27 protein-coding genes, 1 tRNA gene and 1 pseudogene are annotated in these 24,930 nt (G+C 64.3%); 11 read left to right on the top strand and 18 right to left on the bottom strand.

The annotated features are described in order from the left end of the window. Positions 1-43 precede the first annotated feature (43 nt). Both pgsA and GRI89_RS07470 read left to right on the top strand, forming a co-directional pair. The gene (gene pgsA, locus GRI89_RS07475; protein WP_159793703.1) at positions 44-637 is read left to right on the top strand and encodes a CDP-diacylglycerol--glycerol-3-phosphate 3-phosphatidyltransferase; all 594 of its coding nucleotides are present in this window, start codon (positions 44-46) and stop codon (positions 635-637) included. A 48-nt stretch (positions 638-685) separates the two neighbouring features. After that, positions 686-1,135, top strand: coding sequence for an EF-hand domain-containing protein (locus GRI89_RS07470; RefSeq protein ID WP_159793869.1), 450 nt, complete (start codon positions 686-688; stop codon positions 1,133-1,135). An 11-nt stretch (positions 1,136-1,146) separates the two neighbouring features. Here the strand turns inward: GRI89_RS07470 and GRI89_RS07465 are convergent, their stop codons facing one another. Together GRI89_RS07465 and rnd are read right to left on the bottom strand one after the other, a co-directional pair. Continuing rightward, positions 1,147-2,043 carry a hydrogen peroxide-inducible genes activator gene (locus GRI89_RS07465; protein WP_328598134.1) on the bottom strand — a complete coding sequence of 299 codons (897 nt, stop codon included), beginning with the start codon at positions 2,041-2,043 and terminating at the stop codon, positions 1,147-1,149. Next, positions 2,040-3,263, bottom strand: coding sequence for a ribonuclease D (gene rnd, locus GRI89_RS07460; protein WP_159793701.1), 1,224 nt, complete (start codon positions 3,261-3,263; stop codon positions 2,040-2,042). Before rnd ends, GRI89_RS07465 begins: the two co-directional genes overlap by 4 nt. Positions 3,264-3,380: 117 nt before the next feature. Between rnd and aspS the strand changes: the two genes are divergently transcribed. The 7 genes from aspS to GRI89_RS18375 all read left to right on the top strand — a co-directional run bounded on the left by aspS (position 3,381) and on the right by GRI89_RS18375 (position 9,227). Further along, entirely contained in the window at positions 3,381-5,198 is a 1,818-nt protein-coding gene (gene aspS, locus GRI89_RS07455) for an aspartate--tRNA ligase (protein ID WP_159793865.1), read from the top strand. 78 nt (positions 5,199-5,276) lie between these two features. Further along, complete coding sequence (locus GRI89_RS07450) at positions 5,277-5,513, top strand: acyl carrier protein (RefSeq protein WP_039094202.1); 237 nt, start codon at positions 5,277-5,279, stop codon at positions 5,511-5,513. Positions 5,514-5,655: 142 nt separating this feature from the next. Next, the gene (gene fabF / locus GRI89_RS07445; RefSeq protein ID WP_159793699.1) at positions 5,656-6,918 is read left to right on the top strand and encodes a beta-ketoacyl-ACP synthase II; all 1,263 of its coding nucleotides are present in this window, start codon (positions 5,656-5,658) and stop codon (positions 6,916-6,918) included. Between the two features lie 10 nt (positions 6,919-6,928). Continuing rightward, positions 6,929-7,897 carry an endolytic transglycosylase MltG gene (gene mltG / locus GRI89_RS07440; protein ID WP_328598133.1) on the top strand — a complete coding sequence of 323 codons (969 nt, stop codon included), beginning with the start codon at positions 6,929-6,931 and terminating at the stop codon, positions 7,895-7,897. Continuing rightward, a complete protein-coding gene (locus GRI89_RS07435; protein ID WP_328598132.1) occupies positions 7,894-8,424 on the top strand; it encodes a 2'-5' RNA ligase family protein in 531 nt (176 codons plus the stop codon). The genes mltG and GRI89_RS07435 overlap by 4 nt, the downstream gene beginning before the upstream one ends. 62 nt (positions 8,425-8,486) lie before the next feature. Then, positions 8,487-8,563 (top strand) — tRNA-Met (locus tag GRI89_RS07430). 457 nt (positions 8,564-9,020) lie between these two features. Further along, the gene (locus GRI89_RS18375) at positions 9,021-9,227 is read left to right on the top strand and encodes a DUF5818 domain-containing protein (RefSeq protein WP_407924970.1); all 207 of its coding nucleotides are present in this window, start codon (positions 9,021-9,023) and stop codon (positions 9,225-9,227) included. Positions 9,228-9,671: 444 nt separating this feature from the next. Here the strand turns inward: GRI89_RS18375 and GRI89_RS07425 are convergent, their stop codons facing one another. The 6 genes from GRI89_RS07425 to mgtE all read right to left on the bottom strand — a co-directional run bounded on the left by GRI89_RS07425 (position 9,672) and on the right by mgtE (position 15,691). Beyond that, positions 9,672-10,121 carry a hypothetical protein gene (locus GRI89_RS07425; protein WP_159793697.1) on the bottom strand — a complete coding sequence of 150 codons (450 nt, stop codon included), beginning with the start codon at positions 10,119-10,121 and terminating at the stop codon, positions 9,672-9,674. 154 nt (positions 10,122-10,275) lie between these two features. Further along, positions 10,276-11,613, bottom strand: coding sequence for a serine hydrolase domain-containing protein (locus tag GRI89_RS07420; RefSeq protein ID WP_159793695.1), 1,338 nt, complete (start codon positions 11,611-11,613; stop codon positions 10,276-10,278). Positions 11,614-11,681: 68 nt separating this feature from the next. Continuing rightward, on the bottom strand, positions 11,682-12,077 hold the full coding sequence (locus GRI89_RS07415; RefSeq protein ID WP_159793693.1) for a DUF1489 family protein: 396 nt from the start codon (positions 12,075-12,077) through the stop codon (positions 11,682-11,684). A gap of 140 nt (positions 12,078-12,217) precedes the next feature. Then, positions 12,218-13,495 carry a nucleotide disphospho-sugar-binding domain-containing protein gene (locus GRI89_RS07410; protein ID WP_159793691.1) on the bottom strand — a complete coding sequence of 426 codons (1,278 nt, stop codon included), beginning with the start codon at positions 13,493-13,495 and terminating at the stop codon, positions 12,218-12,220. Next, complete coding sequence (locus GRI89_RS07405; RefSeq protein ID WP_159793689.1) at positions 13,488-14,129, bottom strand: TetR/AcrR family transcriptional regulator; 642 nt, start codon at positions 14,127-14,129, stop codon at positions 13,488-13,490. The genes GRI89_RS07410 and GRI89_RS07405 overlap by 8 nt, the downstream gene beginning before the upstream one ends. Before the next feature lie 122 nt (positions 14,130-14,251). Beyond that, on the bottom strand, positions 14,252-15,691 hold the full coding sequence (gene mgtE, locus GRI89_RS07400) for a magnesium transporter (RefSeq protein ID WP_159793687.1): 1,440 nt from the start codon (positions 15,689-15,691) through the stop codon (positions 14,252-14,254). Between the two features lie 99 nt (positions 15,692-15,790). Here mgtE and GRI89_RS07395 point away from each other — a divergent pair, with 99 nt between their 5' ends. Next, positions 15,791-16,252, top strand: coding sequence for a peptidylprolyl isomerase (locus GRI89_RS07395; protein ID WP_159793685.1), 462 nt, complete (start codon positions 15,791-15,793; stop codon positions 16,250-16,252). Between the two features lie 10 nt (positions 16,253-16,262). Here the strand turns inward: GRI89_RS07395 and GRI89_RS07390 are convergent, their stop codons facing one another. The 4 genes from GRI89_RS07390 to GRI89_RS07375 form a co-directional block, all read right to left on the bottom strand. Further along, complete coding sequence (locus GRI89_RS07390; RefSeq protein WP_159793683.1) at positions 16,263-17,147, bottom strand: LysR substrate-binding domain-containing protein; 885 nt, start codon at positions 17,145-17,147, stop codon at positions 16,263-16,265. A gap of 74 nt (positions 17,148-17,221) precedes the next feature. Then, positions 17,222-18,154: a hemolysin family protein gene (locus GRI89_RS07385; protein ID WP_159793681.1), complete on the bottom strand. Its 933-nt coding sequence runs from the start codon at positions 18,152-18,154 to the stop codon at positions 17,222-17,224. A gap of 18 nt (positions 18,155-18,172) precedes the next feature. Then, on the bottom strand, positions 18,173-18,667 hold the full coding sequence (ybeY, locus tag GRI89_RS07380; RefSeq protein WP_159793679.1) for an rRNA maturation RNase YbeY: 495 nt from the start codon (positions 18,665-18,667) through the stop codon (positions 18,173-18,175). Between the two features lie 97 nt (positions 18,668-18,764). After that, a complete protein-coding gene (locus GRI89_RS07375; RefSeq protein WP_159793677.1) occupies positions 18,765-19,799 on the bottom strand; it encodes a PhoH family protein in 1,035 nt (344 codons plus the stop codon). A gap of 131 nt (positions 19,800-19,930) precedes the next feature. Between GRI89_RS07375 and GRI89_RS07370 the strand changes: the two genes are divergently transcribed. Continuing rightward, the gene (locus GRI89_RS07370; protein WP_159793675.1) at positions 19,931-20,497 is read left to right on the top strand and encodes a hypothetical protein; all 567 of its coding nucleotides are present in this window, start codon (positions 19,931-19,933) and stop codon (positions 20,495-20,497) included. Here the strand turns inward: GRI89_RS07370 and miaB are convergent. The 6 genes and pseudogenes from miaB to tsaB form a co-directional block, all read right to left on the bottom strand. Continuing rightward, positions 20,494-21,849, bottom strand: coding sequence for a tRNA (N6-isopentenyl adenosine(37)-C2)-methylthiotransferase MiaB (miaB, locus tag GRI89_RS07365; RefSeq protein WP_159793673.1), 1,356 nt, complete (start codon positions 21,847-21,849; stop codon positions 20,494-20,496). The genes GRI89_RS07370 and miaB overlap by 4 nt on opposite strands. Before the next feature lie 190 nt (positions 21,850-22,039). Next, entirely contained in the window at positions 22,040-22,753 is a 714-nt protein-coding gene (locus tag GRI89_RS07360) for a lysophospholipid acyltransferase family protein (RefSeq protein WP_159793671.1), read from the bottom strand. A 4-nt stretch (positions 22,754-22,757) separates the two neighbouring features. Further along, on the bottom strand, positions 22,758-23,180 hold the full coding sequence (locus GRI89_RS07355) for a Fur family transcriptional regulator (RefSeq protein ID WP_159793669.1): 423 nt from the start codon (positions 23,178-23,180) through the stop codon (positions 22,758-22,760). A gap of 72 nt (positions 23,181-23,252) precedes the next feature. Beyond that, positions 23,253-23,600, bottom strand: a pseudogene (locus tag GRI89_RS07350) (MucR family transcriptional regulator); the annotation flags it as partial. A gap of 249 nt (positions 23,601-23,849) precedes the next feature. After that, on the bottom strand, positions 23,850-24,302 hold the full coding sequence (locus GRI89_RS07345) for a GNAT family N-acetyltransferase (RefSeq protein WP_328598131.1): 453 nt from the start codon (positions 24,300-24,302) through the stop codon (positions 23,850-23,852). Further along, a complete protein-coding gene (tsaB, locus tag GRI89_RS07340) occupies positions 24,302-24,928 on the bottom strand; it encodes a tRNA (adenosine(37)-N6)-threonylcarbamoyltransferase complex dimerization subunit type 1 TsaB (RefSeq protein ID WP_328598130.1) in 627 nt (208 codons plus the stop codon). Before tsaB ends, GRI89_RS07345 begins: the two co-directional genes overlap by 1 nt. Positions 24,929-24,930: the final 2 nt, after the last annotated feature.

Raw genomic sequence — 24,930 nt, 5'->3', positions numbered from 1 at the left:
AGCCGGGTTTTTCCCGCTGCGATAAGCGGCTATCGACCGCGCGATGCTTACTTTGCCGAACCTGCTGACGCTGTCGCGAATCTTCGCCGTGCCGCTCCTCGCGTTCCTTCTGTGGTGGTCGGACTGGGCCTTCGGTTACCTGCTCGCCTTTGCTCTATACTGCGTCATGGGCATTACAGATTACTTCGACGGCTACCTTGCGCGTTCGAGCGGAACGGTGAGCAAGCTCGGCCAGTTCCTCGACCCCATCGCCGACAAGATCATGGTCGCCGCCGTCATCCTCGTGCTGACTGCACAGGGCGTGTTGAGGGGCCCCTATGTGGGCGACGCGCATGTCATCGCCGGCCTGATCATCCTGATCCGCGAGATCGCGGTGTCGGGCCTGCGCGAATTCCTTGGCGGATTACAGGTCTCGGTGCCGGTCAGCCGACTAGCCAAGTGGAAGACGACGTTGCAGCTCGTCAGCCTCGGTTCACTGATTCTTGGCAATGCCCTCCCCAAATGGAACGTCATGATCGGCGGGATCGAGGCGAATGTCCCGCATTCCGTCGGCCTGGCGACCCTGTGGGCAGCGGCGATTCTTACGCTGATCACGGGTTGGGATTATCTTCGTGCCGGCCTTAAGCACATGGACTGAGTTCTTGAGGCCTTATACCGATCGACCGGGTTCTGGAGGGATTGCCCAATGAGTTTGATGTTCGCCGCTTCCGCCGTGCTGCTGTTCGCGCAACAGGCGGCGGTTTCGGAACCGGTCGCTCGCGCCGAGTATCTCGCGACCTGGGACGCGCTCTACAAGGAATATGACCTCGACGGTGACGGACGAGTCACCGCGCAGGAAATCTCGCAAAAGATGACCGCCGAACAGCAGCAGGCGGCGCTGGAGGCCAATCGCGAGATATTCCGGCGCATCGATCGCGACGGGAATGGTGTCCTCTCACCGGACGAATTCGCACTGCTGGTTGCCCAGGTTCCGCCGGTCGATCCGAGCGGGTTCCTACGGGAATTCGATGCCAACGGTGATGGGACCGTCACCCTTGTCGAGCACCGCACGGTGATGCTTTCCCGGTTCGATGCGATCGACTCCGATAAGGACGGCGTGGTCACGCCGGCGGAGATGGCTGCCAGTACGAAGTAGGCGCCGGGCGGCTAGCCCGCCCGCAGTTCTTCGGCCAGCAGGCGGAATTCGTCGCCGCGCGGCGAGTTCTTGCGCCAGACGAGCGCGATCTCGCGGCTCGGGTTCTTCGCCTTCAGCGGCCGGGCTACGACGTCGGTTTCATGCAGGATGCCCGCGTCGATGGCCATTTCCGGCAGCATCGTCACACCGAGGCCGTTGTCGACCATCTGCACAAGCGTGTGCAGGCTAGTGCCTATCATCGTTGCCGAGGCGCTCAGTTCCGGCCGGTTGCAGGCGGCGAGGGCGTGTTCCTTGAGGCAGTGCCCGTCCTCGAGCAGCAGCAGCTTGCCTTCGCCGATCATCGCCGGGGTGACCTGCTCGGGCGGATCGCGCGGATCGCCCTTGGGCATGGCGACGTACAGGCGGTCATCGGAAATGTGCTCGACCTCGACCTCGCCGGTGGCGAAGGGCAGGGCAAGCAGCACGCAGTCGGCGCGGCCGTGGTGCAGGCTCTCCATGGCGTGATCGCTGGTTTCCTCGCGCAGGAACAGCTTGAGGTTGGGGCGGTCCTTGCGAAGGCGCGGCAGGATGCGCGGCAGCAGGAACGGGGCGATCGTCGGGATGACGCTCATCCGTAGTTCGCCCGACAACGGCTTGCCACTGGCCTGCACAAGGTCTGACAGCTCCTCCGCCTCGCGCAGCAGGCGGTGCGCCTTGTCGACCACCTGATTGCCGAGCGGCGTGAAGCGCACGACCCGGCGGCTGCGCTCGACCAGCGTCACGCCGAGCAGCGACTCGAGTTCGCGAATCCCGGCCGACAGGGTCGATTGCGAGACGAAGCACGAATCCGCCGCGCGTCCGAAGTGCCCATGTTCATGCAGCGCGACGAGGTATTGCAGCTGCTTGATCGTGGGCAGGTAAGTGCTCACTCCGCTGCCGGCTCCACGGCAATTTCCCCGTGCACCGTCGCATCGCCGCTCTTCACGTCGTCGATGTGGGTCATCTTGAGCCGGCCTTTCTCCACCGCAAAAGCGAGCTTGCCTTCGACCAGTTCGAGTGCGTCCTTTCCGAACACCTCGTAGCGCCAGCCATCGAGCACCGGCAGCTTGCGCACCCCGGCGGCGAGCGCTTCGAGCTCGTCGGAGCGGGTAAGCAGGCGACTGGCGACGTCGATCTCGCGGCTGCGGATCTTGAGCAGCAGTTTGAGCAGGTCGGCCACCAACGCGCCTTCCTTGCCCAGCGGCGCGCCGCGCTTGGGCTTTTCGGGCATTTCCTCGTTCGACAGCGGCTCGGCCCTGGAAATCACCTTCATCAGCCGCTTGCCGATGTCGTTGTCCTTCCACGCCTGCGACAGGCCGCGGACCTTGGCGAGGTCGGCCTGCGACTTGGGCGGGTGGCTGGCGAGGTCGGCGAGGGTCTCGTCGCGCATGATGCGGCCGCGCGGAATGTCCTTGTTCTGCGCCTCGGTTTCGCGCCACGCGGCGATCGCCTTGAGGCGGCCGAGGACCTGGGCGTTGCGGGCCGGAGCGCGGATGCGATGCCATGCCGTGTCGAGATCGTTGGCGTAGTTGGCCGGATCGGCGAGCTTTTCCATCTCGGCATCGAGCCACGCCCCTCGACCGGTCTTGATCAGCTTTTTCAGGATCTTGGGGAAGATCTGCGCGAGGTAGGTCACGTCGCCGATGGCGTATTCGATCTGCCGGTCGGTCAGCGGGCGGCGGCTCCAGTCGGTGAAGCGCGCGCCCTTGTCGATCGTCTTGTTGAGCCACGCCTCGACGAGGTTGGCATAACCGATCTGCTCGCTCTGGCTGATCGCCATCATCGCGATCTGCGTGTCGAAGATCGGATGCGGCGTGCGCGCGGTGAGGTTGTAAATGATTTCGACGTCCTGCCCCCCGGCGTGGAAGATCTTCAGAACGTCCTCGTTGTCCGTCAGCAGTTCGAGCAGCGGGGCAAGATCGAGTCCGTCGGCCAGCGGATCGATGGCCGCGGCCTCTTCCTCGTTGCCGACCTGCACAAGGCACAGCAGCGGGTAGTAGGTGTTCTCGCGCATGAACTCGGTGTCGACGCAGACGAAGTCGTGCTTCGCCAGTCGGTCGCACAACGCGGCGAGGTCTGCAGTTTTCGTAATCAGCGGGTGTATTTTCATCTTCGGTTTTCTATAGGGCGCGACGAACGCGGCCGACGTGGCTTGACAAGCGGGCGAGCCTCCCCTTTCAGCGCCGGCTTCCTAGCGCCATAGACCGCTCGAATGAAAGAGTCAGTGATGCACGCCTATCGTACCCACAATTGCGCCGCCCTGCGCGCCTCTGACGTCGGCGAAACCGTCCGCCTGTCGGGCTGGGTGCACCGCAAGCGAGACCACGGCGGCGTGCTGTTCATCGACCTGCGCGACCACTACGGCATCACCCAGATCGTTGCCGACGAGGATTCGCCGGTGATCGGCGAGCTCGACAAGCTGAGGCTTGAGTCGGTCGTCACCATCGACGGGCTGGTCAAGGCGCGAAGCGCCGAGACGGTCAATCCTAACCTGCCGACCGGCGAGATCGAGGTCTTTGCGCGCGCCGTGACGGTGCAGAGCCGCGCCGACGAACTGCCGCTGCCGGTGGCGGGCGAGCAGGAGTACCCCGAGGAAATCCGCCTCAAGTATCGCTTCGTCGACCTGCGCCGCGAGACGATGCACGCCAACATCATGCTGCGCTCGAACGTCATCGCGTCGTTGCGCCGCCGGATGATCGAGCAGGGCTTCACCGAGTTCCAGACCCCGATCCTCGGCGCTTCGAGCCCCGAGGGCGCGCGCGACTACCTGGTGCCGAGCCGCCTGCATCCGGGCCGCTTCTACGCCCTCCCGCAGGCGCCACAGATGTTCAAGCAGCTGCTGATGGTTGCCGGATTCGATCGCTATTTCCAGATTGCCCCCTGTTTCCGCGACGAGGACTTGCGCGCCGACCGCTCGCCGGAGTTCTACCAGCTCGACTTCGAGATGAGCTTCGTCACGCAGGAAGACGTGTTCAACGCCATCGAGCCGGTGCTGGCCGGCGTGTTCGAGGAATTCTCGGGCGGCAAGACGGTGACCCCGGCGGGCGAGTTTCCGCGCATTCCCTATGCCGAAACGATGCTCAAATACGGCACCGACAAGCCCGACCTGCGCAACCCGCTGGTCATTACCGACGTGACGAGTCACTTCGAGACGTCGGGTTTCGGCCTGTTCGAAAAGATCGTCGGCTCGGGCGGTGTCGTCCGCGTGATTCCCGCCCCGGAGACGCACGAAAAGAGCCGCAAGTTCTTCGACGACATGAACGACTGGGCGCGCAAGGAAGGCTTCGCCGGTCTCGGCTACGTTACCTGCAAAGGCGGCGAGTTCGGCGGCCCGATCGCCAAGAACCACGGCCCCGAGAACATGCAGAAGATCTACGACAAGCTCGGGCTCGGCGAGAACGACGGTCTGTTCTTTGCCGCGGGCAAGGAAAAGGACGCCGTGCGCCTCGCCGGTGCCGCGCGGACGCGCTGCGCCGAGGAACTGGGCCTGATCGAAGAGGGCTGCTTCAAGTTCTGTTGGATCGTCGATTTCCCGATGTTCGAGTACGATGAGGAACAGAAGAAGGTCGATTTCAGCCACAACCCGTTCTCGATGCCGCAAGGAGAGATGGAAGCGCTTGAGTCGCAGAGCCCACTTGAGATCAAGGCCTGGCAGTACGACATCGTCTGCAACGGCTACGAGCTGTCGTCGGGCGCGATCCGGAACCACCGCCCGGACATCATGTACAAGGCCTTCGAGATCGCCGGTTACAGCCGCGAGGACGTCGATGCGAATTTCTCGGGCATGATCGAGGCGTTCAAGCTCGGCGCCCCACCGCACGGCGGCTCGGCCCCGGGCATCGACCGTATCGTCATGCTGCTGGCTGACGAACCGAACATCCGCGAGGTCATCGCCTTCCCGCTCAACCAGAAGGCCCAGGACCTGATGATGGGCGCGCCAAGCACGGTGAGCCTGCGCCAGCTGCGCGACGTGCACATCCGGTTGATCGAGCAACCCAAGCCCGCGGATGCGGAAAAGGTAGCAACCGGCGGCGCCGGGGATTGACCCCGGCACTTGCCAGCGTCTCGCCCGTTGACTAGGGCGAATTCAATTCAACAACCCTGAGTTTCGAGAGGGCAGCAAATGAGCGATACCGCCGACCGCGTTAAGAAGATCGTTGTCGAGCACCTCGGCGTCGAGGAAGACAAGGTCACCCCCGACGCGAGCTTCATCGACGATCTGGGCGCAGACAGCCTCGACATCGTCGAGCTGGTGATGGCGTTCGAGGAAGAATTCGGGGTCGAAATCCCCGATGACGCCGCCGAAAAGATCAACACCGTAGGCGACGCCAACAAGTACATCGAAGAGCACAAGGGATAAAATCGTCCCTTAGGCCGTTCGCCCGGAGATAGTCGAAGGGCGTCTGGCGTAGCCCGTCAGGGCTTCGACAGGCTCAGCCCGAACGGGGGTTGGGCCTGTTGTATTGAGGGCCGACTCGCCCCTCGCGATTCTGGAGACAAGCATGCGCCGTGTCGTCATAACCGGTCTTGGGCTCGTCACCCCGCTCGGGGGCGACGTCGAGACGACCTGGGCCAACATCCTCGCCGGCAAGAGCGGTGCCGGGCCGATCACCCACTTCGACGCGAGCGACCAGAAGTGCCGCATCGCCTGCGAGGTGAAGCCGGCCGACCACGAATACGGCTTCGATCCCGACAAGCGCGTCGATCACAAGGTCCAGCGCCAGGTCGATCCGTTCATCGTCTTCGGCATCGACGCTGCCGGGCAGGCGATCGAGGATGCCGGACTCTTGGACATGGACGACGCGACCAAGCTGCGCGCCGGGTGCTCGATAGGTTCGGGCATCGGCGGCCTTCCGGGAATCGAAAAGGAATCGCTGGTCCTGGCCGAAAAGGGCCCCGGCCGCGTCAGCCCGCACTTCGTCCATGGGCGGCTGATCAACCTCATCTCGGGCCAGGTCTCGATCAAGTACGGCCTGATGGGGCCCAACCACGCGGTCGTTACGGCGTGTTCGACTGGGGCGCACTCGATCGGCGATGCCGCGCGGATGATTCGCGACGGCGATGCAGACATAATGCTCGCCGGCGGCGCGGAAGCAACGATCTGCCCGATCGGTATTGCCGGCTTCGCCCAGGCGCGCGCGCTCAGCACGGCGTTCAACGATCAGCCTGAGAAGGCCAGCCGTCCCTACGACGTCGATCGCGACGGGTTCGTGATGGGCGAGGGCGCGGGTGTGGTCGTTCTCGAGGAATACGAGCACGCCAAGGCGCGCGGCGCAAAGATCTATGCCGAAGTCGCCGGATACGGCCTCTCGGGCGATGCCTACCATGTCACCGCGCCGCATCCCGAAGGCTCGGGCGCGTTCCGCTCGATGGAAATGGCGCTCCGCAAGGCCGGGGTCGATCCGAAGGACATCGACTACATCAACGCTCATGGCACCTCGACGCCGCTTGGTGACGAACTCGAACTGGGCGCGGTGCGCCGCCTGTTCGGCGATGCCATCTCGACCGTGTCGATGAGCAGCACCAAGTCGGCCATCGGCCACCTGCTTGGCGGTGCCGGGGCGGTCGAATCGATCTTCTGCATCCTCGCGCTGCGCGACCAGATCGTGCCCCCGACGCTCAACCTCGACAATCCGAGCGAGGGCTGCGCCGGGGTCGACCTCGTGCCGCATGTCGCGAAGAAGCGCGAGGTTCGCGCGGTGCTGAACAATTCGTTCGGCTTCGGCGGCACCAACGCCTCGCTGGTGATGAAGAAGGTCGACTAAGGCTCTCACCGTGCGCAAAGGCTGTTCATTCTTCGCGGCGGTGCTCATCGTCGGGGCGATTGCGCTCGGCTTGTTCGGCGCCAGCTGGTGGGGTTCGGCCAATCTCGACAAGGACCGGACCTTCGTGGTGCAAAGCGGCTCCACGCTGACTGGCGTCGCCAAGCAGCTTGAGGAAGACGGGATCATCGGTTCGGCCGACGGCTTCGTCCTCCATGCCAAGATCCTCGGCAGCGGCGATCCGATAAAGGCTGGCGAATTCCTCCTGCCCGCAGGGTCAAGCCCGGCGACGATCCTCGATACCTTCCAGCATGGCGATGTGATCCGCCGCTTCGTCACCATTCCCGAGGGTCTCCCTTCGATCATGGTGTGGGAGCGGCTCAACGCCGAACCGCTGCTGACCGGCGAGATCCCGGTCCCGGCGGAAGGGTCGGTCCTTCCCGAGAGCTACGATTTCGAACGCGGCGAGTCGCGCGCCGCGGTGCTCGCCCGGATGCAGACGGCGATGAAGAAGACGATCGCCGAACTGTGGCCGCAGCGCGCCGGCGACATCGCCGTGAAGACGCCCGAGGAGGCCGTGACGCTGGCCGCGATCGTCGAGAAGGAAACCGGCGTGGCGAGCGAGCGGCACATGGTTGCCGGGCTCTATTCCAACCGCCTCAAGCAGGGGATGCTGCTGCAGGCCGACCCGACGATCATCTACCCTATCACCGCCGGCAAGCCGCTCGGCCGCCGCATCCGCCAGAGCGAGATCGGCGCTGTCAACGGCTACAACACCTATACCATGGTCGGCCTGCCCAAGGGTCCGATCACCAACCCGGGTCGCGCCTCGATCGAGGCGGTGCTGCACCCGGCGAAGACCGACGCGCTCTATATGGTGGCGAACGGATCGGGCCGGCACGCCTTCGCCGCGACGCTCGCCGAGCACAACGCCAACGTGGCCAAGTGGTTCGAGCTGCGCCGCCAGCGCGGCGAGATGTGACTCCGGTACAAGTCCGGGGTGACGGGATAGCGCCGCTGATTGTCACAGCGGAACTCCCTTCCGATCTCCAGGCATGGGCGACGGCACTGCGCCGTGCGCACTTCCCGCCCGAGCGCAATTTCCTCGACGCTCACGTCACACTGTTCCACGCCCTGCCGCCGTCGTGCGAGGATGAGGCGCGCGAACTGCTGGCCGCTGCCGCGGCGCGTCCGCCGGTCCCGGCGCGGCTGGAGGGCGTCATGTCGCTCGGACGCGGCGTCGCGCTGGAATTGACCAGCCCGGAAATGCAGGACCTGCGTGACTCGCTGGCGGAGCGGTTCCACGGGCTTCTCACGCCGCAGGACGAACACCGCCCGCGTCTCCACGTGACCGTGCAGAACAGGGTCGAACCGAAGGATGCGCAGGCGCTGCTCGCCGAACTGGAGCGCAGCGTCACGCCGCGCGATTTCGCGTTCGCCGGGCTCGCCCTGCATCGCTATCGCGGCGGGCCGTGGGAGACCGTCAAAAGGTGGTCGTTTCGCGGTTGACCGGGGCGGGGCACCACCCTAAATGCGCCGCCTGTCCCGGCGCTGCCCGGGCCTGCCCTTGGGGCGGAGTAGCTCAGTAGGTTAGAGCAGGGGAATCATAATCCCTGTGTCGGGGGTTCGAGTCCCTCCTCCGCTACCAATGGTTTCAATTACTTATAAATTGCAGCCAAGACGCGTTGGGCAAAGTTGGGCACCCGGTTGGGACCATTTGTCTTATTTGTTGTCGGGTTGAGTTCAATGGGCCGTGGAGAGTCGCTGCTTGCGCACCCTACCAGGACCACATTTCTTTTGCTGGTCGCGACTGCCTCTGACTGGATTCTTCGTATCGGAGGCACTGGGTCGCCGGAAATCCGGTGCGCTTACTTCTTGATCGGCAGCGATTTGGCGTTTGCGGATCGATCGCTATCAAGGGGCCGACGTACACAATGCCTACCTTTGGCCAACGACCCAAGATTGATATTTGAGAGTCGGGACTCCAACCCGCGAGAAATCAGGTTGGCCAAAGGCGGTTATCGGAAAGAGGCCATATCAATTTTCCGAGAGCCATCCTCAAATTCGCCTTTGTTATCTTAGGTCCAGGAGGTAACTTTGCTGCAGTGCAAAAAATTGGCTCCATCATAAATGAATACGGTGTCCTTGTTCGCGATGGCGAACGAATCGTATTCCGCCGTGAGCAAGGGGGGCGTTTCTTAATTGAAGCCAAGGAGTTGCGGAGCGATCTGGTCGGCTGCAGGGTGATGATTTACGGGACAGTAGTGGCGCGCGAAACTGTGCAAGTCAGCCGACTCGCCACACGACCGTAGTGCTTCCGGATCTAGAAGTGCGGTAATGACCGAAGGTGGGCCGTTAGCGGTCAGGCGGAAAGTAGCCGCGGATGCGGCAATTGCTTCCGTAACTCATGGTCTGAGACATGCGGCGTCGTGGAAGCTTAGCCAACTGGAGACAAGTTACGATTTGACTGCCGGATGACGCCCGCAAATCCGTATTTCGTCTACGCTTGAAGTGGGCTATTTTGCTATCAGTCAGGAGCAGATGGCTGTCCATCTGCGGCAGGTCGGTTGAATTTCGTCGGGGGGCATCAATCCACGATTGCGTGGGAGGGCATTGCCAGACTAACTGCACTTGGTCGATTTTGGACGAGATTGACCAGCTTCGGAAGCCCGAATTCTGGCCAAACACCTCTGATCCTTGGCGCGAAGCCAGAGACAAGGCGAGACTGACAGCAGCCCTGAGCTACGGCCAATAGGTTAAGGTGCAATTGGTCTGACAATGCCACAAGGCCTCATCTCGTTTGTGGTGGGGTTCCAGAGAACACTGGACCAGTCAAACCCGATAGGCTCTACCGCGTGGTGTGCGACCCAGGCACTTGCATCTTCGTCACATTCATAGAGACAGAAGAGGAGGTCGCCCGCCGGAAAATGGAACATCTCCGGTGCGATCAATCGCTTCTCGAAGTTTTGGCCTTGCTTGCGGAAGCTCACGAGACTGCCGGGCGCGAAGACAAGATGCTCACCTTCGGGAACATCTATTGATCCGGTTTCGACCGGATTGGCCGGCACGAGTCCATTGACCCAAGCAGCGAAGCGCCAGGCGCTGTCGAAATCGAGCAGCGCCTCGGGGCCGGTCTCTTCGGCTGCCTTGCAAAGCCGATCAGCCGACGACGGTAGCGAGTCGTAGATTTTGGATGTCGGCCGCAATTCGCTATGCAGATTGTCGTCAATGGTGATCGCGTCGTCGAGCTTCGTGGCTCTAGCGGGGTTTCGCAGGAAGACCTGGGATGCGGCGACTTGAATTTCGCTGGTTGCGATGCTGTGGTCGCGACAGACAAGTCCTTGCTCCCGCCTGACGGCCTCACTCGTCGGTCGGGACTATGGCCTCGAGCTTGCCCGACGCGTTGGTGACGGCCGTCCAGCGCGCGGTGGCGTTGGCGAAGGTCACCGAGTAGGTGCGCTCGCGTCCGTCGGGGCCGCTCTTCTCCGCGACCAAGATCGAGGACTTTGGCTCGCCCATGGCGCGCAGCAGGGAGCGCCCGTCGGTCTCGAACCACGGCAGGAAGTCGCTCTTCGCAGTCTCGCTCCAGCTATCGGGACGCGGCGAGCCGGAGAACGTGGCCTGCATGGCATCCAGCGCGGCTTTGGTGGCCGCTGGATCGGCGTCGGCGATGGCCTCGATCTCCGGCACCCCGATCACCTTGTCGACGATCGCGCCCGACAGCCACGGGTAGAGCCTGTGCTGGTTCTGGAGCACGACCACCGCGAGGTGCCGGTCGGGGTAATAGGTCACGTCGGCAAGGGCCGGACCGCCAGTGTGCCCCGCAACCGGGACGCCGTGATGGGTGTGCGCGACCCAGCCGATACCGAACGGTCCGCGTGATCCGTCGCTCAGGGTCGCGGGCGTGGTCAGTTCGGCGAGATGTTCGGGCCTTAGCAGCTTGCCCTGTTGCAGGCCGGAAAGCAGCAGTTCCACGTCGGCGAGGGTCGAAAAGAGACCGCCGGCCGGATAAGTGGGCTCGGGATAGAGGAACTCGTAGCTCCGCTGGCCTTCGTCCCAGTGATAGACCGTCGCCCGCCTTTCCAGCGGCACGGCGGTCCGGACCCAGCCTTGCTGGTTGAGGTGCGAATATCCGGTCGAGGTGAGCCCCGCCGGTTCGAGCAGGTTCGTCCGCAGCGCGTCCTCGAAGGTCTGTCCGGTCGCCGCGTCGATCGCCATGGCAAGGATCGAGAAGTCGTTACGCCCGTAGCGGGCCTGAGAGCCCGGAGCCCAGTCGAGCGGTTTATCCTTCGCCCAGTCGAACACCTCGGCGAGTGTTGTTGGGGTGAATTCCTCCGGGGCTTCGGGAATGCCGGACGTGTGGTTCGCCAGCATGCGCACAGTGATTGGCTGCCATGCCGCGGGTGCCGCGGGGAGATACCTCGAAATCGGGCTGTCGAGATCGAGCTTGCCGGCCTCGACCAGCCGCATGACGAGGACGCCGGTGAACAGCTTGGTGACCGAGGCGAGCTGGAACCGGGTATCGCGGGTGACGGGGGCATTCCATTCGAGGTCTGCTGTGCCCGAAACGTATTCCTCGACCTTGCCGTCCTGAACGACGGCCACGGCAATGCCGGGAATGTGGTTTAGTTCCTGCTGCAGCTCGATGAACGATTGGATCGAGTCAGGAGTATCCTGTGCGGCAGCCGGTGCCGCCATAGCGGCCAAAAGAAGCAGAACGGCCGATCTCATAACCACCCCCCTATGTTGCCAGCTTTCCCGGTCTGTCACACCAGCCCGAGTTTGGACAGATCCTTGACCATCCTCGCCGGCATCAGCTTGTCGGGGTCCTCACCCGCATCGAGGTCGCGCGGGGCGTCTTCCTCTGCGAGGTAGCGCCAGCCCTGGTGGGCGCGCTTGGGGCGCGGTTCGACCGGCACCAGCTTGCGTTCGAGGCGAATCCACCAGCGCCCGTCGTCGCGCTGTTCGAAGCCGAGGATCGGGCTGCGGCCGATCAGCGTGCGGTCGTAAATCCAGTATAGCGAGCCGCCGACCATCTCCTCGTGCCGCTTAGGCAGGTAGCGGGTGGTCAGACGCATCTCCGACGGACCGCTGGCGAACCATTCACGCACTTCCTCGCGGCTCTGGGCCCCGAAGGCGATCTTGGTCATGTGAAGCGGCATGGGCGCTGACATAGGTCATCGCCGCGACGGCTCAACCCCGAATGGTTCGAGCGAAGCCCGCAAGGCCGAACGGGTGGCCTCGCAGACTTCGCTCGACGCGAACTGGCAGGGGGTGGGGTCGGTTCGCGTTGTTCGTTGGGTCAGGCGTATTCGGGGCAGGCGAGCGCTTCGAGCTGGGCGACAACATCGGACTCGAGGGCTTCTCGCGCTACTGCGGTACCAAGGATTGCTGCACTGGCGGCGAATTCCGGGTCGCCGAGGAGGCAATCGATCGCCGCGGCGATCTCGCCCGTTTCAGCTGCGGGCGGCAGCATCAGCCCGGCACCGTGGGCGGCGACGCGAGCTGCGTTACCGTCCTGGTCGCGGCCGTGCGGGATGACGAGCATCGGCAGCTTGTGCAGCAGCGCGCGGGCGACGGTGCCGTGACCGCCGTGGGTCACCACCAGTGTCGCTTCCTTCATCACCGCGCCGTGCGGTGCACTGGCGACCAGCCTGGTATTGGGGGCGGGGGTCAGTTCCTCGGCTGCAATGGTCGGGCCAAGCGTAACGAGCACGCGGACAGGGAAGCTGGCGAGCGCGTCGATGACCCGCTGCAGGACGGAGATGTGATTCTGGAAGGTGGTGCTGAAGCCGACGAGTACCAGTGGACGTTGGTCGTCCTCCGGCCAGGGGGACTGCCAGCTTTCGGTCCAGTTGGCTTCGTCGAGTTGCGGGCCGACATAGGCGAAGTGGTCGCCGGTATCTTCGGCGCCGAAGTCGAAGGTGCGGCTGATGCCGAGCAGCGTCTGCTTGGCCACCAGCACCTGGTCCCACATGTTGTCGAGCGGGGGCAGGTCGAAGTGCGCGCGCGCCTCGTTGAACACGCTGGTTGCCTCGGCGAACGTGGCCATCATCTCCTCGATCATCGGTGCCATTGCGGCCTGCTGTTCCGCCGACATCGGCGGCCCGGCCTGCGGTGCGCCGGTGATCGGGAACATGACCGAGTTGCAGGCGAGGACGACGCAGGGCTGGCGGGCGACCTCGCAGCCGAGCTCCACCCCGAGGATAAGTTCGCTGCCGACGACGAGGTCGGCAGGCTCACGCCGGAGTTCCGCGATGACGTCTTCGGCGTAGTCGGCCGCGCGGCCTGCGGTGAGGTCCTTCATGACCTGCCCGAGCCCTTCGGCCGGGGTCGCGCCGGCCCAGTCGCGGACCAGCTCGCTGTCGCGATTGCGGTCGGCGCGGCTCGGCGCGCGGGTCCAGGGCACGAAGCGTGCGCCGGTCTTCTCGCTCTCGGGTCGATTGCATTCGTCGCTCATCACCCGGACATCGTGACCGGCGTCGACGAGTTTGCGCGCCACGGTGAGGGCGGGGCCGACCGAGCCTCCGCCTTCCCAGGTGGTGACGAGGAACTTGCGGTGGATCTTGGGATCAAGCATCGGTGTTCTCCGGGGTGCGGGCCTCAAGCAGGGCCAGCGGGGTGGTGTAGAGCGCGGCAGCGGCCATCTCGAGCATGGTGCGGCGCAGGTCTTCGAGGCTGCGCTTCATGTCGACGCGCAGGAGTTTCCAGACGTAGAGGTCGAGCGCGATGACCAGCCGGTCGTGCGCGTGCCGCCGCTCCGCGAGTTCGAGCGGCTCGAGCCACGGAGCGAAGATTAGGCCGACCCACTGCCGGTGCGTCGCACGGCCCTTGTCGGTCATGGCCCTGATCTGCGGGTAACGGTCTTCCTGGGCGAGGGCGCGCATGATCAGTTCGCCTTGAGCCTCGTATTCCTTGACGATGGCCTCGACGGCACGCCCTACGTCGCCGACCGACGCCTTCCGTTCGGTCATGATCTTGTCGCCGAGATACTCCGACGCGGCAGCCAGCAAGCCGTCCTTTCCGCCGAAGCGGCGGATCACGGTCTGCACCGTTACGCCGGCGTCTGCCGCCACGTCATCGAGCCTGATGTCTTCGAACCAACCGACCTGCATCCGGGCGTAGAAGGCCTGGACGATGCGCTCGCCGGTCTCCTCCGCAGCCTTGGCGCGGGCGGTCTGCTTGTAGGTGCGGGTGTCCGAATCGGTTTTCATGTCAGTAGAATTAACACGAAAACTTGTGGACGCAAGTTTAATGTTAGTCGAATTCACATGAAATCACGAAAACGGCGGAAAACCGCCGCTTTTGTCGCGTCACAAGTGTCAACAGGAGTGGCTCAGCCGACCAGCCCGCTGGCCACCGCAAGGCTCAGGAAGACCAGGAAACCCATCGAGTCGGTGATCATCGTCACGAACACGCTGCTCGCCACTGCCGGGTCCTGGTCGAGCCGGTCGAGCATGACCGGCACCGCCACTCCGGCGAAGCCCGCGGTGAGGATGTTGATGACCATCGCCAGCGCGATCACCACCCCGAGCTTGATCGCCACCGCCGCGCCGAGCCAGCTGAAGAAGATCAGCGCCACAGCAAGGCCGATGAGAAGCGCGATGGTCGCCCCGTTGGCCAGCGCGACCCGTATCTCGCGCCAGAGGATGCGCCGGGTGTTGGACCGGGTGAGCTGGTTCATAGCCAGCGCCCGGACCGAGACCGCCATGGTCTGTGTGCCGGCATTCCCCCCGATGCTCGCGACCACCGGGCTGAGCGCGGCGAGCACCACGAGCTGCTCGATAGCCCCGCCGAACAAGTAGATGATCGTCGCGCTGACCGAGGCGGTCAGCAGGTTCGCCACCAGCCAGCGGACCCGTGAGGCGTAGGCGTCGCGGATTGGTTCGTTGATGTCGCCTTCGCCCGCGCCGGAAAGGAGTAGGGCGTCTTCGCCGGCCTCTTCGGAAATGATGTGGACGATGTCGTCGACAGTGAGCTGGCCGACCAGCCGCCCGTTCTCATCGACCACCGCAGCCGAGATCAGCGCGTATTTCTGGAACCGCAGCGCGACCTCTTCCTGGTCCATGGTGACCGGGATCAGCGTCTGGTCGCGCTTCATGACGTCGGCCAGCTGGATGTGCCGCGGGGCGCGCAGGATCCACGACAGCGCACAGGTCCCGATCGGGTGGTGCTTGTGGTCGACGATGAAGATTTCCCAGAACTCGGTCGGCAGCTCGTCGTGCTCGCGCATGAAGTCGATGACGTCGCCGACGGTCAGGTGCTCGGGCACCGCGACCAGCTCGCGCTGCATCAGGCGCCCGGCGGTCTCTTCCGGGTAAGCCAGCGCGCTTTCGATCGCCGCTCGGTCCTCGGGCTCCATCTCGGCGAGGATCGCCTGCTGGTCCTCGTGGTCGAGGTCCTCGATAAGCTGGACGGCGTCGTCGGTGTCGAGCTGCTCGGCAATCTCCGCCACGGCCGCCGCGGGCAATGCCTCGACCATGTCCTCGCGGACGTAGTCGTTGAGTTCGGCGATGACATCGCCTGTCATCAGGTCGGTGATCGCCGTTGCCAGCGCACGCCGATCGTCGCGCTCGAGCAGTTCGAACAGGTCGGCTATGTCGGCCGGGTGAAGCGGCTCGACCAGCTCGTAGGCGCGCCCGTCGTCCTTGTCTTCCAGCGCCTCGTGCACGCTGCGGACGAATTCGGGCTTCAGCCGGTTCTCCTCGTCGAGCTGTTCTTCCTCGGCCGCGGTAGCGGCTGCGGTTTCCAGCGCGTCGAGATCGGTTTCGGCCATGGGCGTTTCCCTATGCGAGCGAAGCGCAAAAGCAAGCGAAGGGTGACTTTGCCGCTTTCGCCCCTATATCGGCGCGCACTGAGATAGGAGACTGATGCAATGGCCGATACCCTGACCTTCACCCTCGACTGCGGCGACGGAAAGGGTGGCGATGTCGTCATCAAGCTGCGCCCCGATCTCGCGCCCGGGCACGTGGAGCGGATCACCGAACTGGCGAGCGAAGGCTTCTACGACGGCGTGGTCTTCCACCGCGTGATTCCCGGCTTCATGGCGCAGGGTGGCGATCCCACCGGTACCGGCATGAGCGGCAGCGACAAGCCCGACCTCAAGGCCGAGTTCAACAACGAACCGCACGTCCGCGGCGTCTGCTCGATGGCCCGCACGGCGGTGCCCGACAGCGCCAACAGCCAGTTCTTTATCTGCTTCGACGACGCGCGCTTCCTCGACCGCCAGTACACCGTCTGGGGCCAGGTCGAGAGCGGCATGGAGCACATCGACGCCCTGCCCAAGGGCGAACCTCCGCGCGAGCCGGGCAAGATCGTCAAGGCGACGGTTTCGTAAGGGAGGAGGCCTAGAGCCCCGCTTCGAGCAGCCAGTCGTGGAAGATCCGCACCGGTCGGTTTTCGAGATCGACCGGGCGGCACACGAACCAGTAACTGTAGGGGCTCTGGATCTTCACGTCGAACAGGTGCGCCAGCCGCGGGTCGTTGGCGCGCTTGAGGTGGTCGTCGTGCATCATGGCGATGCCGAGGCCCTGCGCCGCCGCCTCGAGGATCAGCTGGCCCGAATCGTAGTGGTCGATCGCCTGCGGGTGCAGTTCGGGCATGCCGATCGCCGCCTTCCACGCATCGAAGCTCAGCGGCAGGTCGCTGTGGATCAGGAAGGTCTGCTTCTCTAGTTCGGCAAGCGGCGGGTTGAACCCGATCTCGGCCGCCAGTTGCTGGTTGCAGATGGCGTGCACAGTGTTGTGATCGAGCTGGACCGAGTGGAACCCGGCATCGGGCTTGGTCGTCAGCAGGATCGCGGCGTCGAGCGTGTCCCCGACCCGGTCGATCAGGTGCGGCCCGGTATCGATGTCGATGTGCAGCCGCGGGTGTTCGCGGCGCAGTTCTGGCAGCTTGGGGAACAGTCGCTGGGTTCCGAACAGCGGCAACACACCAAGCCGCAGGCGCTGCAGGCGCATGTTTTCCGACTGGTTTTCGACCGCCACCGCCAGCGCATCGAGGTGCGGGGTGACGGCGTCGAAGAAGATCCGCCCCTCGTCGGTCAGCTTCATCGTCTGCCCGCTGCGCGAGAACAGCTTGCGCCCGGTGAACTCCTCGAGGTTGCCGAGCCGGCGCGACAGCGCCGAGGGACTCAACCCGATTTCAGCCGCGGCGGCGCGGGCCGAGCCGAGGCGCACAGTGCGAATGAACGCCTCGAGGGCGCGCAGGGGTGGGAGTCGGCGGGTTGGCATTGAAAGCGAATGTTGTGCCCAATAGCCTTATTGTCGAGTGCCGATTTGCCGCACTGCACAATTTTTTTGTCAGATTATTCGGGTTCTTCTTTGTTTTCAGCGGCCGGCCTGTGGAGCCGCAGCCTGGTGACGTGGGTGTCGTCGCCCTCGGTAACCTCGATCTGCCAGCCGCTGGGGTGTTCGAGGATCGCCCCGGGTTGCGGCACCTGCTCGGCCAGCACGAAAGCGAGACCGCCCAGCGTATCGACCGCTTCTTCGACTTCGGCGATGCGAGAATCGCCGACGATTTCAGCCACATCGTCGAGCTCTGCGCGGGCATCCGCGTCCCAGATGCCGTCGCCCAGTGGCGTGATCATTGCGATTGGCGCTTCGTCGTGCTCGTCCTCGATCTCACCGACGATCTCCTCGACGAGGTCCTCGATCGTAATGATCCCGTCGGTGCCGGAAAACTCGTCGAGCACGATGGCGAGGTGGGTGCGGCTGGCGCGCATGTCGGCCAGCACGTCGAGCGCACCGCGCGCCTGCGGCACATAAAGTGGCTGGCGCATCAGGCTGGTCCAGTCGGACGGCGGCGTCGTGCCGGTCGCGAGAAACGGGAAGACGTCCTTGACGTGCATCATGCCGATGACCTCGTCGAGCGTCTCCCGGTAGATCGGCATGCGCGAATGGCCATGTTCGGCGAAGGCGGCGACGACTTCATCCCAGGTGGCATCAGCCGAGAGGGCGATGATCTCGCCGCGCGGGATCGCGACGTCGTCCGCGTCGTGCTCGCTGAAGTGCAACAGATTGCGCAGCATGGTCAGCTCGAGCGGCGAGAGGTCGCCTTTCTCGCCCTCCACCTCGCTACCGTGCTGGTCCTCGGCGTGTTCGTCGATCACTTCCTCGAGCTGCGCGCGCAGCGAGGTGTCGGATTCGCCGTTGTCGAAAAGCCGCCGGATCGCCTTCAGCAATCCACCGCTACTGTCCCCCTCTCCGTTGCCGGAATCGGGCCTGGAACTCTCGGGCATCGCCCTTTCACTTCCCCCTTAGGTGTAATCGCGGTCCCCATATGGGTCGGCGACGCCAATGAGTGCAAGCGCCTTTGTCTCCAACGCCTCCATCTCGACCGCTTCGGCTTCGCCCAGTTCGTGGTCGTAGCCTGCGAGGTGGAGCAGGCCGTGGACGATGAGGTGGACCGCATGATCCTCCAGCGAAACGCCCTTTTCGGCCGCCTCGCGGGCACAGGTTTCATGGGCGAGTGCTACGTCGCCGAGCAGTTCGGGCGGGCCGTCCTCGTCTAGCGCCAGCAGGTCGTCGCGTTCGAGCATGGGGAAAGACAGCACGTTGGTCGGCTTGTCGCGCTCGCGCCACTCGCGATTGAGGGCGTGCACTTCTTCATCCGAGGTGAACAGCAGGCTCACAGAAAACCGGGGATTGGCCAGTTCGGGTGCGACCTCTGTCAGCGCGGCGACAGCACGATCCGCAAGGTCCGGCCATGCGCCGGCCGGCCAGGGGTCTTCAACCGAAATGTCCAATTCCATCGTCATTGCGAGCGAAGCGAAGCAATCCAGAACCGCACGCGTCAGCCCTGGATTGCCGCGCGACCTCCGGTCGCTCGCAATGACGAGAGCAATGGGTTCACGAGCCAGTGCCCTCGTAGGCCTCGACAATCCGCCCGACGATCGGGTGGCGCACCACGTCGGCGGCGGTGAAGCGGGTCACGGCGATGCCGTCGACGCCTTCGAGCTTGGTGACCGCGTCTGCGAGCCCGCTCATCCGGTCGCCACCGGGGATGTCGACCTGGCGCGGGTCGCCGCAGACTACCATGCGGCTGTTCTGACCGAACCGGGTGAGGAACATCTTCATCTGCTCGCGCGTGGTGTTCTGCGCTTCGTCGAGGATGACGAAGGCATCGGCCAGCGTGCGGCCGCGCATGAAGGCGATGGGCGCGATCTCGATCTCGCCCGACGCGAGGCGGCGTTCGACCTGCTCGGGCGGCATGCAGTCGTAGAGCGCGTCGTAGAGCGGGCGCAGGTAGGGATCGACTTTGTCCTTCATGTCGCCGGGCAGGAAGCCGAGCTTCTCGCCCGCCTCGACCGCCGGACGGCTGAGGATAAGGCGCTGGACGCTGCCGGTGATGAGCTGGCTCACCGCCTGCGCCACCGCGAGGTAGGTCTTGCCGGTGCCCGCCGGGCCGAGCGCGAAGATGATGTCCTTGCTCGCCAGCTGGCGCATGTATTCGCCCTGCATCGTGCTTCGCGGGACGATGGTCTTGCGGCGGGTGCGGATCATGATCGGCGGGGTCTTGGTCTCGCCGGTGATGATGCCTTCGAGCGTCGGTTCGCCCGACATGGCGATGAGCGCTTCGATCGCGCCGGTATCGAGATCCTGCGCAGTCAGCAGGCGCTGGTGCATTGCCTTCAGCACCTCGCGGGTGCGGGCGACATCGTCCTCGGTGCCCTCGATGATGACCTTGTTGCCGCGCGCCCCGATGTACACCCCAAGGCGGTTTTCCAGCAGGACGAGGTTGGCGTCGAACTCCCCGAACAGTGCGCCGAGCACTGCCTGCTCGTCGAATTCGACTTCGGCCCGGGCACGACGTGAAAGATCACGTCGATCCTCGGGGTGGGCCAGCGCCGCCTGGCTGTCGGCGCGATCGGGTTTACGGGCCATGCGCTCCTTTCACTCTTCTGAGTCGGAAATGTAGGCCGGGGCCAAGCAGGCGCAAGCGTTGGGGCGCAACACCGGCGGGGAAAAATACCGCAACTCGCGCGTTGGGCAGCGAAACCGCGAGGAGTTCGAGAATGCGTTACCTGATTGCCACGATGGCGGCCCTGGCGCTGGGCGCGTGCGGAAGCAAGCCGGACGACGATCCGATGACGCCGGCCTCGCAGAGCACGGGCGTGGCAGTGCCGGACGGCACCCCCACAGGCACGGTTCCCCACGACGGTGTGCTCGAAGCGTGGCTGAAGTCGACCTACGGCGAATATGGCCGCGTCGGGTATAGATCGAGCGAGTTCGATCTCGACGGTGACGGCAAACCCGAACTCCTCATCTATGTCGGCGGGCCCGGAACGTGCGGATCGGGCGGGTGCAGCCTGGTCGTGCTGAAGCGCGAGGGCGATAGGTTCACCCCAATCACCGAGACCAGCGTCACGCGCTTGCCGCTCGGCGTGATGAACACGTCGAGCAACGGCTGGCGTGACCTCTGGGTCTCAATCGCCGGCGGCGGCGAGCTCGGTGGCAGGCGTGCGCTCAAGTTCGATGGCAAGGGCTATCCGACCAACCCGACTGTTCCCCCGGCGGAAGAAATCCGGATCCTCGATACGCAGGTCCTCATAGAGGATGGCGACCTGATCTGGCTGGACTAAGCCAGCGCCGTCTCGACCAGCCTCCCGGCGAGCGAATTGGGCCCTGCCTCCGCCAGTTCCACCTCGACGAGATCGCCGATCGAGGCTTCGCCTTCAAAGAACACCGATTGCAGCCACGGCGACTTGCCGAGCCACTGGCCGGGATGCTTGCCCTTGCGTTCGACCAGCACCTTGCAGCGCTTGCCGACACTGGCAGCGTTGAAGGCCAATTGGTCGCGGTTGATTGCCGCCTGCAGGCGCTGGAGCCGCTCGTACATGACGTCCGGCGGGACCTGGCCGTCCATCGTCGCGGCCGGGGTACCCGGGCGGGGCGAGTAATTGAAGCTGAAGGCCTGCGCATAGCCGACCGCATCGACGAGTTGCAGCGTCTCCTCGAACTCGGTCCCGGTCTCGCCGGGGAAGCCGACGATGAAGTCGCCCGACAGCGCGATGTCCGGGCGAGCCGCACGGAAGCGGTCGAGCAGCTTGAGGTAACTCTCCGCGCTGTGGCTGCGGTTCATCGCCTTGAGCACACGGTCGCTGCCGCTCTGCACCGGCAGGTGCAGGTAGGGCATGAGCTTGTCGACCTCGGCGTGGGCCGCAATCAGGCCGTCGGTCACGTCGTTGGGATGGCTGGTGGTGTAGCGGACGCGATGCAGGCCGGGTAGCTCGGCCAGCGCGCGGATCAGGCTGTCGAGGCCAACCGGGCGACCCTTGCCATCCTCACCAGACCACGCATTGACGTTCTGGCCGAGAAGGGTGATCTCGCGTGCTCCGGCTTCGATCAGCTTCTCCGCTTCTATCAATAAATCTCTGTAAGGACGCGATATTTCAGAGCCACGCGTATACGGTACGACGCAGTAGGTGCAGAACTTGTCACACCCTTCCTGCACCGTGAGGAAGGTGGTCGGCGCGCTCTTGCGGCCACCCAATCCCCTGGCTGGCAGGGCTGCAAACTTGGCGTCGGCCGGCATCTCGGTGTCGGTCGCGCGTTCACCTCTCGCGGCCCTGGCGATCATCTCCGGCAGGCGGTGATAGGCTTGCGGGCCGACGACCATTCCGACCGCCGGGGCGCGGGCCATGATCTCCTCGCCTTCGGCCTGCGCGACGCAGCCGGCGACCGCGATCATCGGTTTGCGTCCCGCTTCCTTGCCCGCTTTCACCAGTCGGCCAATGTCCGAATAGACCTTCTCCGCCGCCTTCTCGCGGATGTGACAGGTGTTGAGCACGACGAGGTCGGCCTCCTCGCCCTCTGGCGCCGCGGCAATGCCTTTGGCGGCGAGCAGTTCGGCCATGCGCTCGCCGTCATAGACGTTCATCTGGCAGCCGAAGCTCTTGACCCGGTAGGTCCTGGGGAGGTCACGATTACGCATGGCGGCGCGCCATAGGCGAATCGGGGCCGGCTTTCAAACGCTGGCGAAGGTCACGCCGGGTTGACACATCTGATAGTTTCCGGGGGTAAAACTCCGGGCCCTCGCGAGGGGCGCTTTTGGGGTCAGGCTGGGCAGGGGCGCATGGCATGGCAAGTCGACCCTGCCTCACCCGGCCATCTGTAGGAAAGCGTTATCTTTTCAGTCGTTCGGCAATTGCCTGCTGCGCGGTTCCGGCCATTGTCTTGCGATTGGTCAGCGCATCACCGGCGAGTGGATCGAGGAAATGCGCGGTCAGGTCGATCCGGCCGCGACGCGAGAGGACGCGGCGGATGTTCGCCATGCCCGGCTCGTCGCCGTACCAGCAGGTGTTCGGCGCGTCGGCATACTCCAGCGCGACGGGCTGGACCGGTACTTCGTGGCCCAGCGATTCGACCGCGGCGAGCAGCGAACTGCGGAACGGCAGGATCATCTCGCCGTCGTTCGTCGTGCCCTCCGGGAAGATCGTCAGCGGCCGGTCGCCAAGCGCCTCGCGGACCTGGCCGACCTGCTGGGCCACGCTGGAGCGGACGTCCCGGCTGATGAACACCGTCTCGTTCTGCTGGCATAGCCAGCGCAGCACCGGGTGCCCGGCGAGGCCGCTGTGAGCGACGAAAACGGTCCTCGAGCATCCCCCAAGGGCGAGAATGTCGAGCCAGCTCTCGTGGTTTGCGAGGTAGAGCGCCCGCGGGCGTGGCTTGCCGTCGACGCGCACCCGCAGGCCGACGATCCTTCCGACAAAGCCGAGGATGAACGGCGCGACGTAGTCCCGGACGCGGAACAGCGGCGCGAGGACCAGAATCGGGAAAACGAGCAGCGCGAACAGCAGGACCCCGCCAATCCGCAGGTACAGCCGGACGTTGCCCAAAGGGTCAGTCCTCGCGATCGATGCGGACGCCGTATAGCTCCATCCGGTGGTCGACCAATCGGTAGCCGAGCTTCTCGGCGATCTGCCGCTGCAGGGCTTCCAGCTCGGGATCGACGAATTCGACGACCTTGCCGGTTTCGACGTCGATGAGGTGGTCGTGGTGCGCCTCTGGCGCGGGTTCGTAGCGGGCGCGGCCGTCACCGAAATCGTGCCGGTCGAGGATGCCCGCCTCCTCGAACAGCCGCACGGTGCGATAGACCGTGGCGATCGAGATCTTCGAATCGATGGCGTTGGCCCGGCGGTGAAGCTGTTCGACGTCGGGATGGTCTTCGCTTTCCGACAGCACGCGGGCAATCACCCGGCGCTGCTCGGTAATGCGCAATCCTCGCTCGGCGCACAGGGCTTCGAGATCGATTTGCTGGTGCAATTGTAAGACCCAAAAATGATTAACGTCCCGGACCTTAGGAGGCCGGGGCGTCAATCTCAAGCGGCGGGTAGTTTATGCTACCACCTTCTTGCGACGGCCACGGCGCTGTCCGGGCTTGCGGCCAAGGCCGATCTTCTTTGCCAGTTCGCGGCGCTTGTCCGCATAATCCGGCGCAACCATCGGATAATCGGCGGCAAGACCCCAGCGCGCACGATATTCATCGGGCGTCAGGCCATGGTCGGTCATCAGGTGGCGCTTGAGCATCTTCATCTTCTTGCCGTCTTCAAGGCAAACGATGTGATCCTTCTTGACCGATGCGCGGACCGAAACCGCCGGTTCCGGCTGGACTTCGGCGGTGCTGGTTTCGCCGCCAAGCCCGGAAAGCGTCGAAAAAACGTTTTGGATCAGCGCGGAAATCTCACTTTAGGCGATCGCATCACTTAACATAATATACATTTGGTGTTATAAGTGATCAGAGATTTCGCTAAATCCCCATGTACTGCGTTCATTTGTCAATCCATTCTATTTGTCGTTCAAACGAACGTGCAGTAACTATTCGTTCGTGCGCACACGGGGACTGCCTCTGGACCAAACGATTCTGCAATGCAAGGGTTGAGAAGAAGTTCTAAAGAGTTAATTGTTGAATGATATAGAAGTTGCTGTAAAACTTCATATCTCGCAAGTGTATGTAATCGCATCAATCGGACCATTAAGCGCACCGCGATAGTAATTTGGGCGGCGACTAACGGGTATAAAGCCCAAACTGGCATATAGGTGTTTCGCTGGATTGCCGTCGCGCATCTCGAGGCACAAGCGTGAAGTGCCGCGCTGTCGTGCTGATTCGAGCAAGCGTGCGAGCAGCGCCCGTCCGATGCCGTTGCGCCGGGCTTCGGGTTTGACGGCGATGAGCAGCACTTCTTCCTCCCCTGCCGTTCCGCGTGTCAGCACGAAGCCGAGTGCTTCCTCGCCGTCCAACGGGTGCTCGCCATCGCGCCCTGCCAGCAGGTAATGCGTATTTTGCAGCGTCAGCGCATCGCCGATCTGCCGCCGGGTCCATGCCTCGCCGTATTCCGGATCGAACGCGGCATCCATGACCGCCATGATCCGGTCGAGATCGTCCATCAGCGGCGCTCCCCCGGCAGGATCGCATCGGGCGGACGACCGTAGATCGGGCCGAGGTCGGCAGTCAGGTGTGCCTCGGCGAGAGATCCGAGTGAGCGGGCGTCTGGCAGCACGTTCAGCGCCTCGCAATCGTCTCCTCCGATGGCGGCAAGGTCGGTTGCCCGGCTGCCGGCAATCCGCCGATGGCGACGCGCTTCCCGTGCAGCCTCCGGTGGAAGCGACCGCACTTCATCCTCGGCCACGCCACAGGCGTCGAAGTTCTGGACGAACCATTCGCCGTGCCCGCCGTTCATGCACACCGTGACCGGTCCTTCGCGCTCGGCAATGGCCTGTCCGGCAACCAGCGCCAGCGTCGGGTAGCCACGCACTTCGGCTCCCCAGGCGAGGCCCAGCGCGCGTCCGACGGCGAGGCCGATGCGAACACCGGTGAAACTGCCGGGTCCAAGCGAGACGAGAATGCGGTTCGCATGGCCCCTGCCGGGCAGCTCGGCGATCATCGGCACCAGCCGTTCGGCGTGGCCGCGACCGATGACCTCATAAGTACCGGAAACCAGTTCCGCGCCCTCGTACAGCGCGACCGAGCAGGCCTCCGTCGCGCAGTCTATGCCAAGGACGTGCCCTGCCACCG

This window comes from Croceibacterium salegens, assembly GCF_009827435.1.
Lineage (GTDB): Bacteria > Pseudomonadota > Alphaproteobacteria > Sphingomonadales > Sphingomonadaceae > Croceibacterium_B > Croceibacterium_B salegens.
The sequence above is the reverse complement of the archived record's forward strand: the minus strand, read 5'-3'. Positions and strand labels throughout refer to the sequence as shown.

Coding starts and splice junctions, on each gene's coding strand:
- GRI89_RS07420 (WP_159793695.1), bottom strand. CDS start 11,613: ATGGCGGCACCGGCTGCCGCACAGGATACTCCTGACTCGATCCAATCG.
- pgsA (WP_159793703.1), top strand. CDS start 44: ATGCTTACTTTGCCGAACCTGCTGACGCTGTCGCGAATCTTCGCCGTG.
- GRI89_RS07375 (WP_159793677.1), bottom strand. CDS start 19,799: ATGGCCCGTAAACCCGATCGCGCCGACAGCCAGGCGGCGCTGGCCCAC.
- GRI89_RS07410 (WP_159793691.1), bottom strand. CDS start 13,495: ATGCTTGATCCCAAGATCCACCGCAAGTTCCTCGTCACCACCTGGGAA.
- miaB (WP_159793673.1), bottom strand. CDS start 21,849: ATGCGTAATCGTGACCTCCCCAGGACCTACCGGGTCAAGAGCTTCGGC.
- GRI89_RS07470 (WP_159793869.1), top strand. CDS start 686: ATGAGTTTGATGTTCGCCGCTTCCGCCGTGCTGCTGTTCGCGCAACAG.
- GRI89_RS07450 (WP_039094202.1), top strand. CDS start 5,277: ATGAGCGATACCGCCGACCGCGTTAAGAAGATCGTTGTCGAGCACCTC.
- GRI89_RS07385 (WP_159793681.1), bottom strand. CDS start 18,154: ATGCCCGAGAGTTCCAGGCCCGATTCCGGCAACGGAGAGGGGGACAGT.
- GRI89_RS07415 (WP_159793693.1), bottom strand. CDS start 12,077: ATGCCGCTTCACATGACCAAGATCGCCTTCGGGGCCCAGAGCCGCGAG.
- aspS (WP_159793865.1), top strand. CDS start 3,381: ATGCACGCCTATCGTACCCACAATTGCGCCGCCCTGCGCGCCTCTGAC.
- mgtE (WP_159793687.1), bottom strand. CDS start 15,691: ATGGCCGAAACCGATCTCGACGCGCTGGAAACCGCAGCCGCTACCGCG.
- ybeY (WP_159793679.1), bottom strand. CDS start 18,667: ATGGAATTGGACATTTCGGTTGAAGACCCCTGGCCGGCCGGCGCATGG.
- GRI89_RS07395 (WP_159793685.1), top strand. CDS start 15,791: ATGGCCGATACCCTGACCTTCACCCTCGACTGCGGCGACGGAAAGGGT.
- rnd (WP_159793701.1), bottom strand. CDS start 3,263: ATGAAAATACACCCGCTGATTACGAAAACTGCAGACCTCGCCGCGTTG.
- GRI89_RS07405 (WP_159793689.1), bottom strand. CDS start 14,129: ATGAAAACCGATTCGGACACCCGCACCTACAAGCAGACCGCCCGCGCC.
- fabF (WP_159793699.1), top strand. CDS start 5,656: ATGCGCCGTGTCGTCATAACCGGTCTTGGGCTCGTCACCCCGCTCGGG.
- GRI89_RS07345 (WP_328598131.1), bottom strand. CDS start 24,302: ATGGACGATCTCGACCGGATCATGGCGGTCATGGATGCCGCGTTCGAT.
- GRI89_RS07370 (WP_159793675.1), top strand. CDS start 19,931: ATGCGTTACCTGATTGCCACGATGGCGGCCCTGGCGCTGGGCGCGTGC.
- GRI89_RS07390 (WP_159793683.1), bottom strand. CDS start 17,147: ATGCCAACCCGCCGACTCCCACCCCTGCGCGCCCTCGAGGCGTTCATT.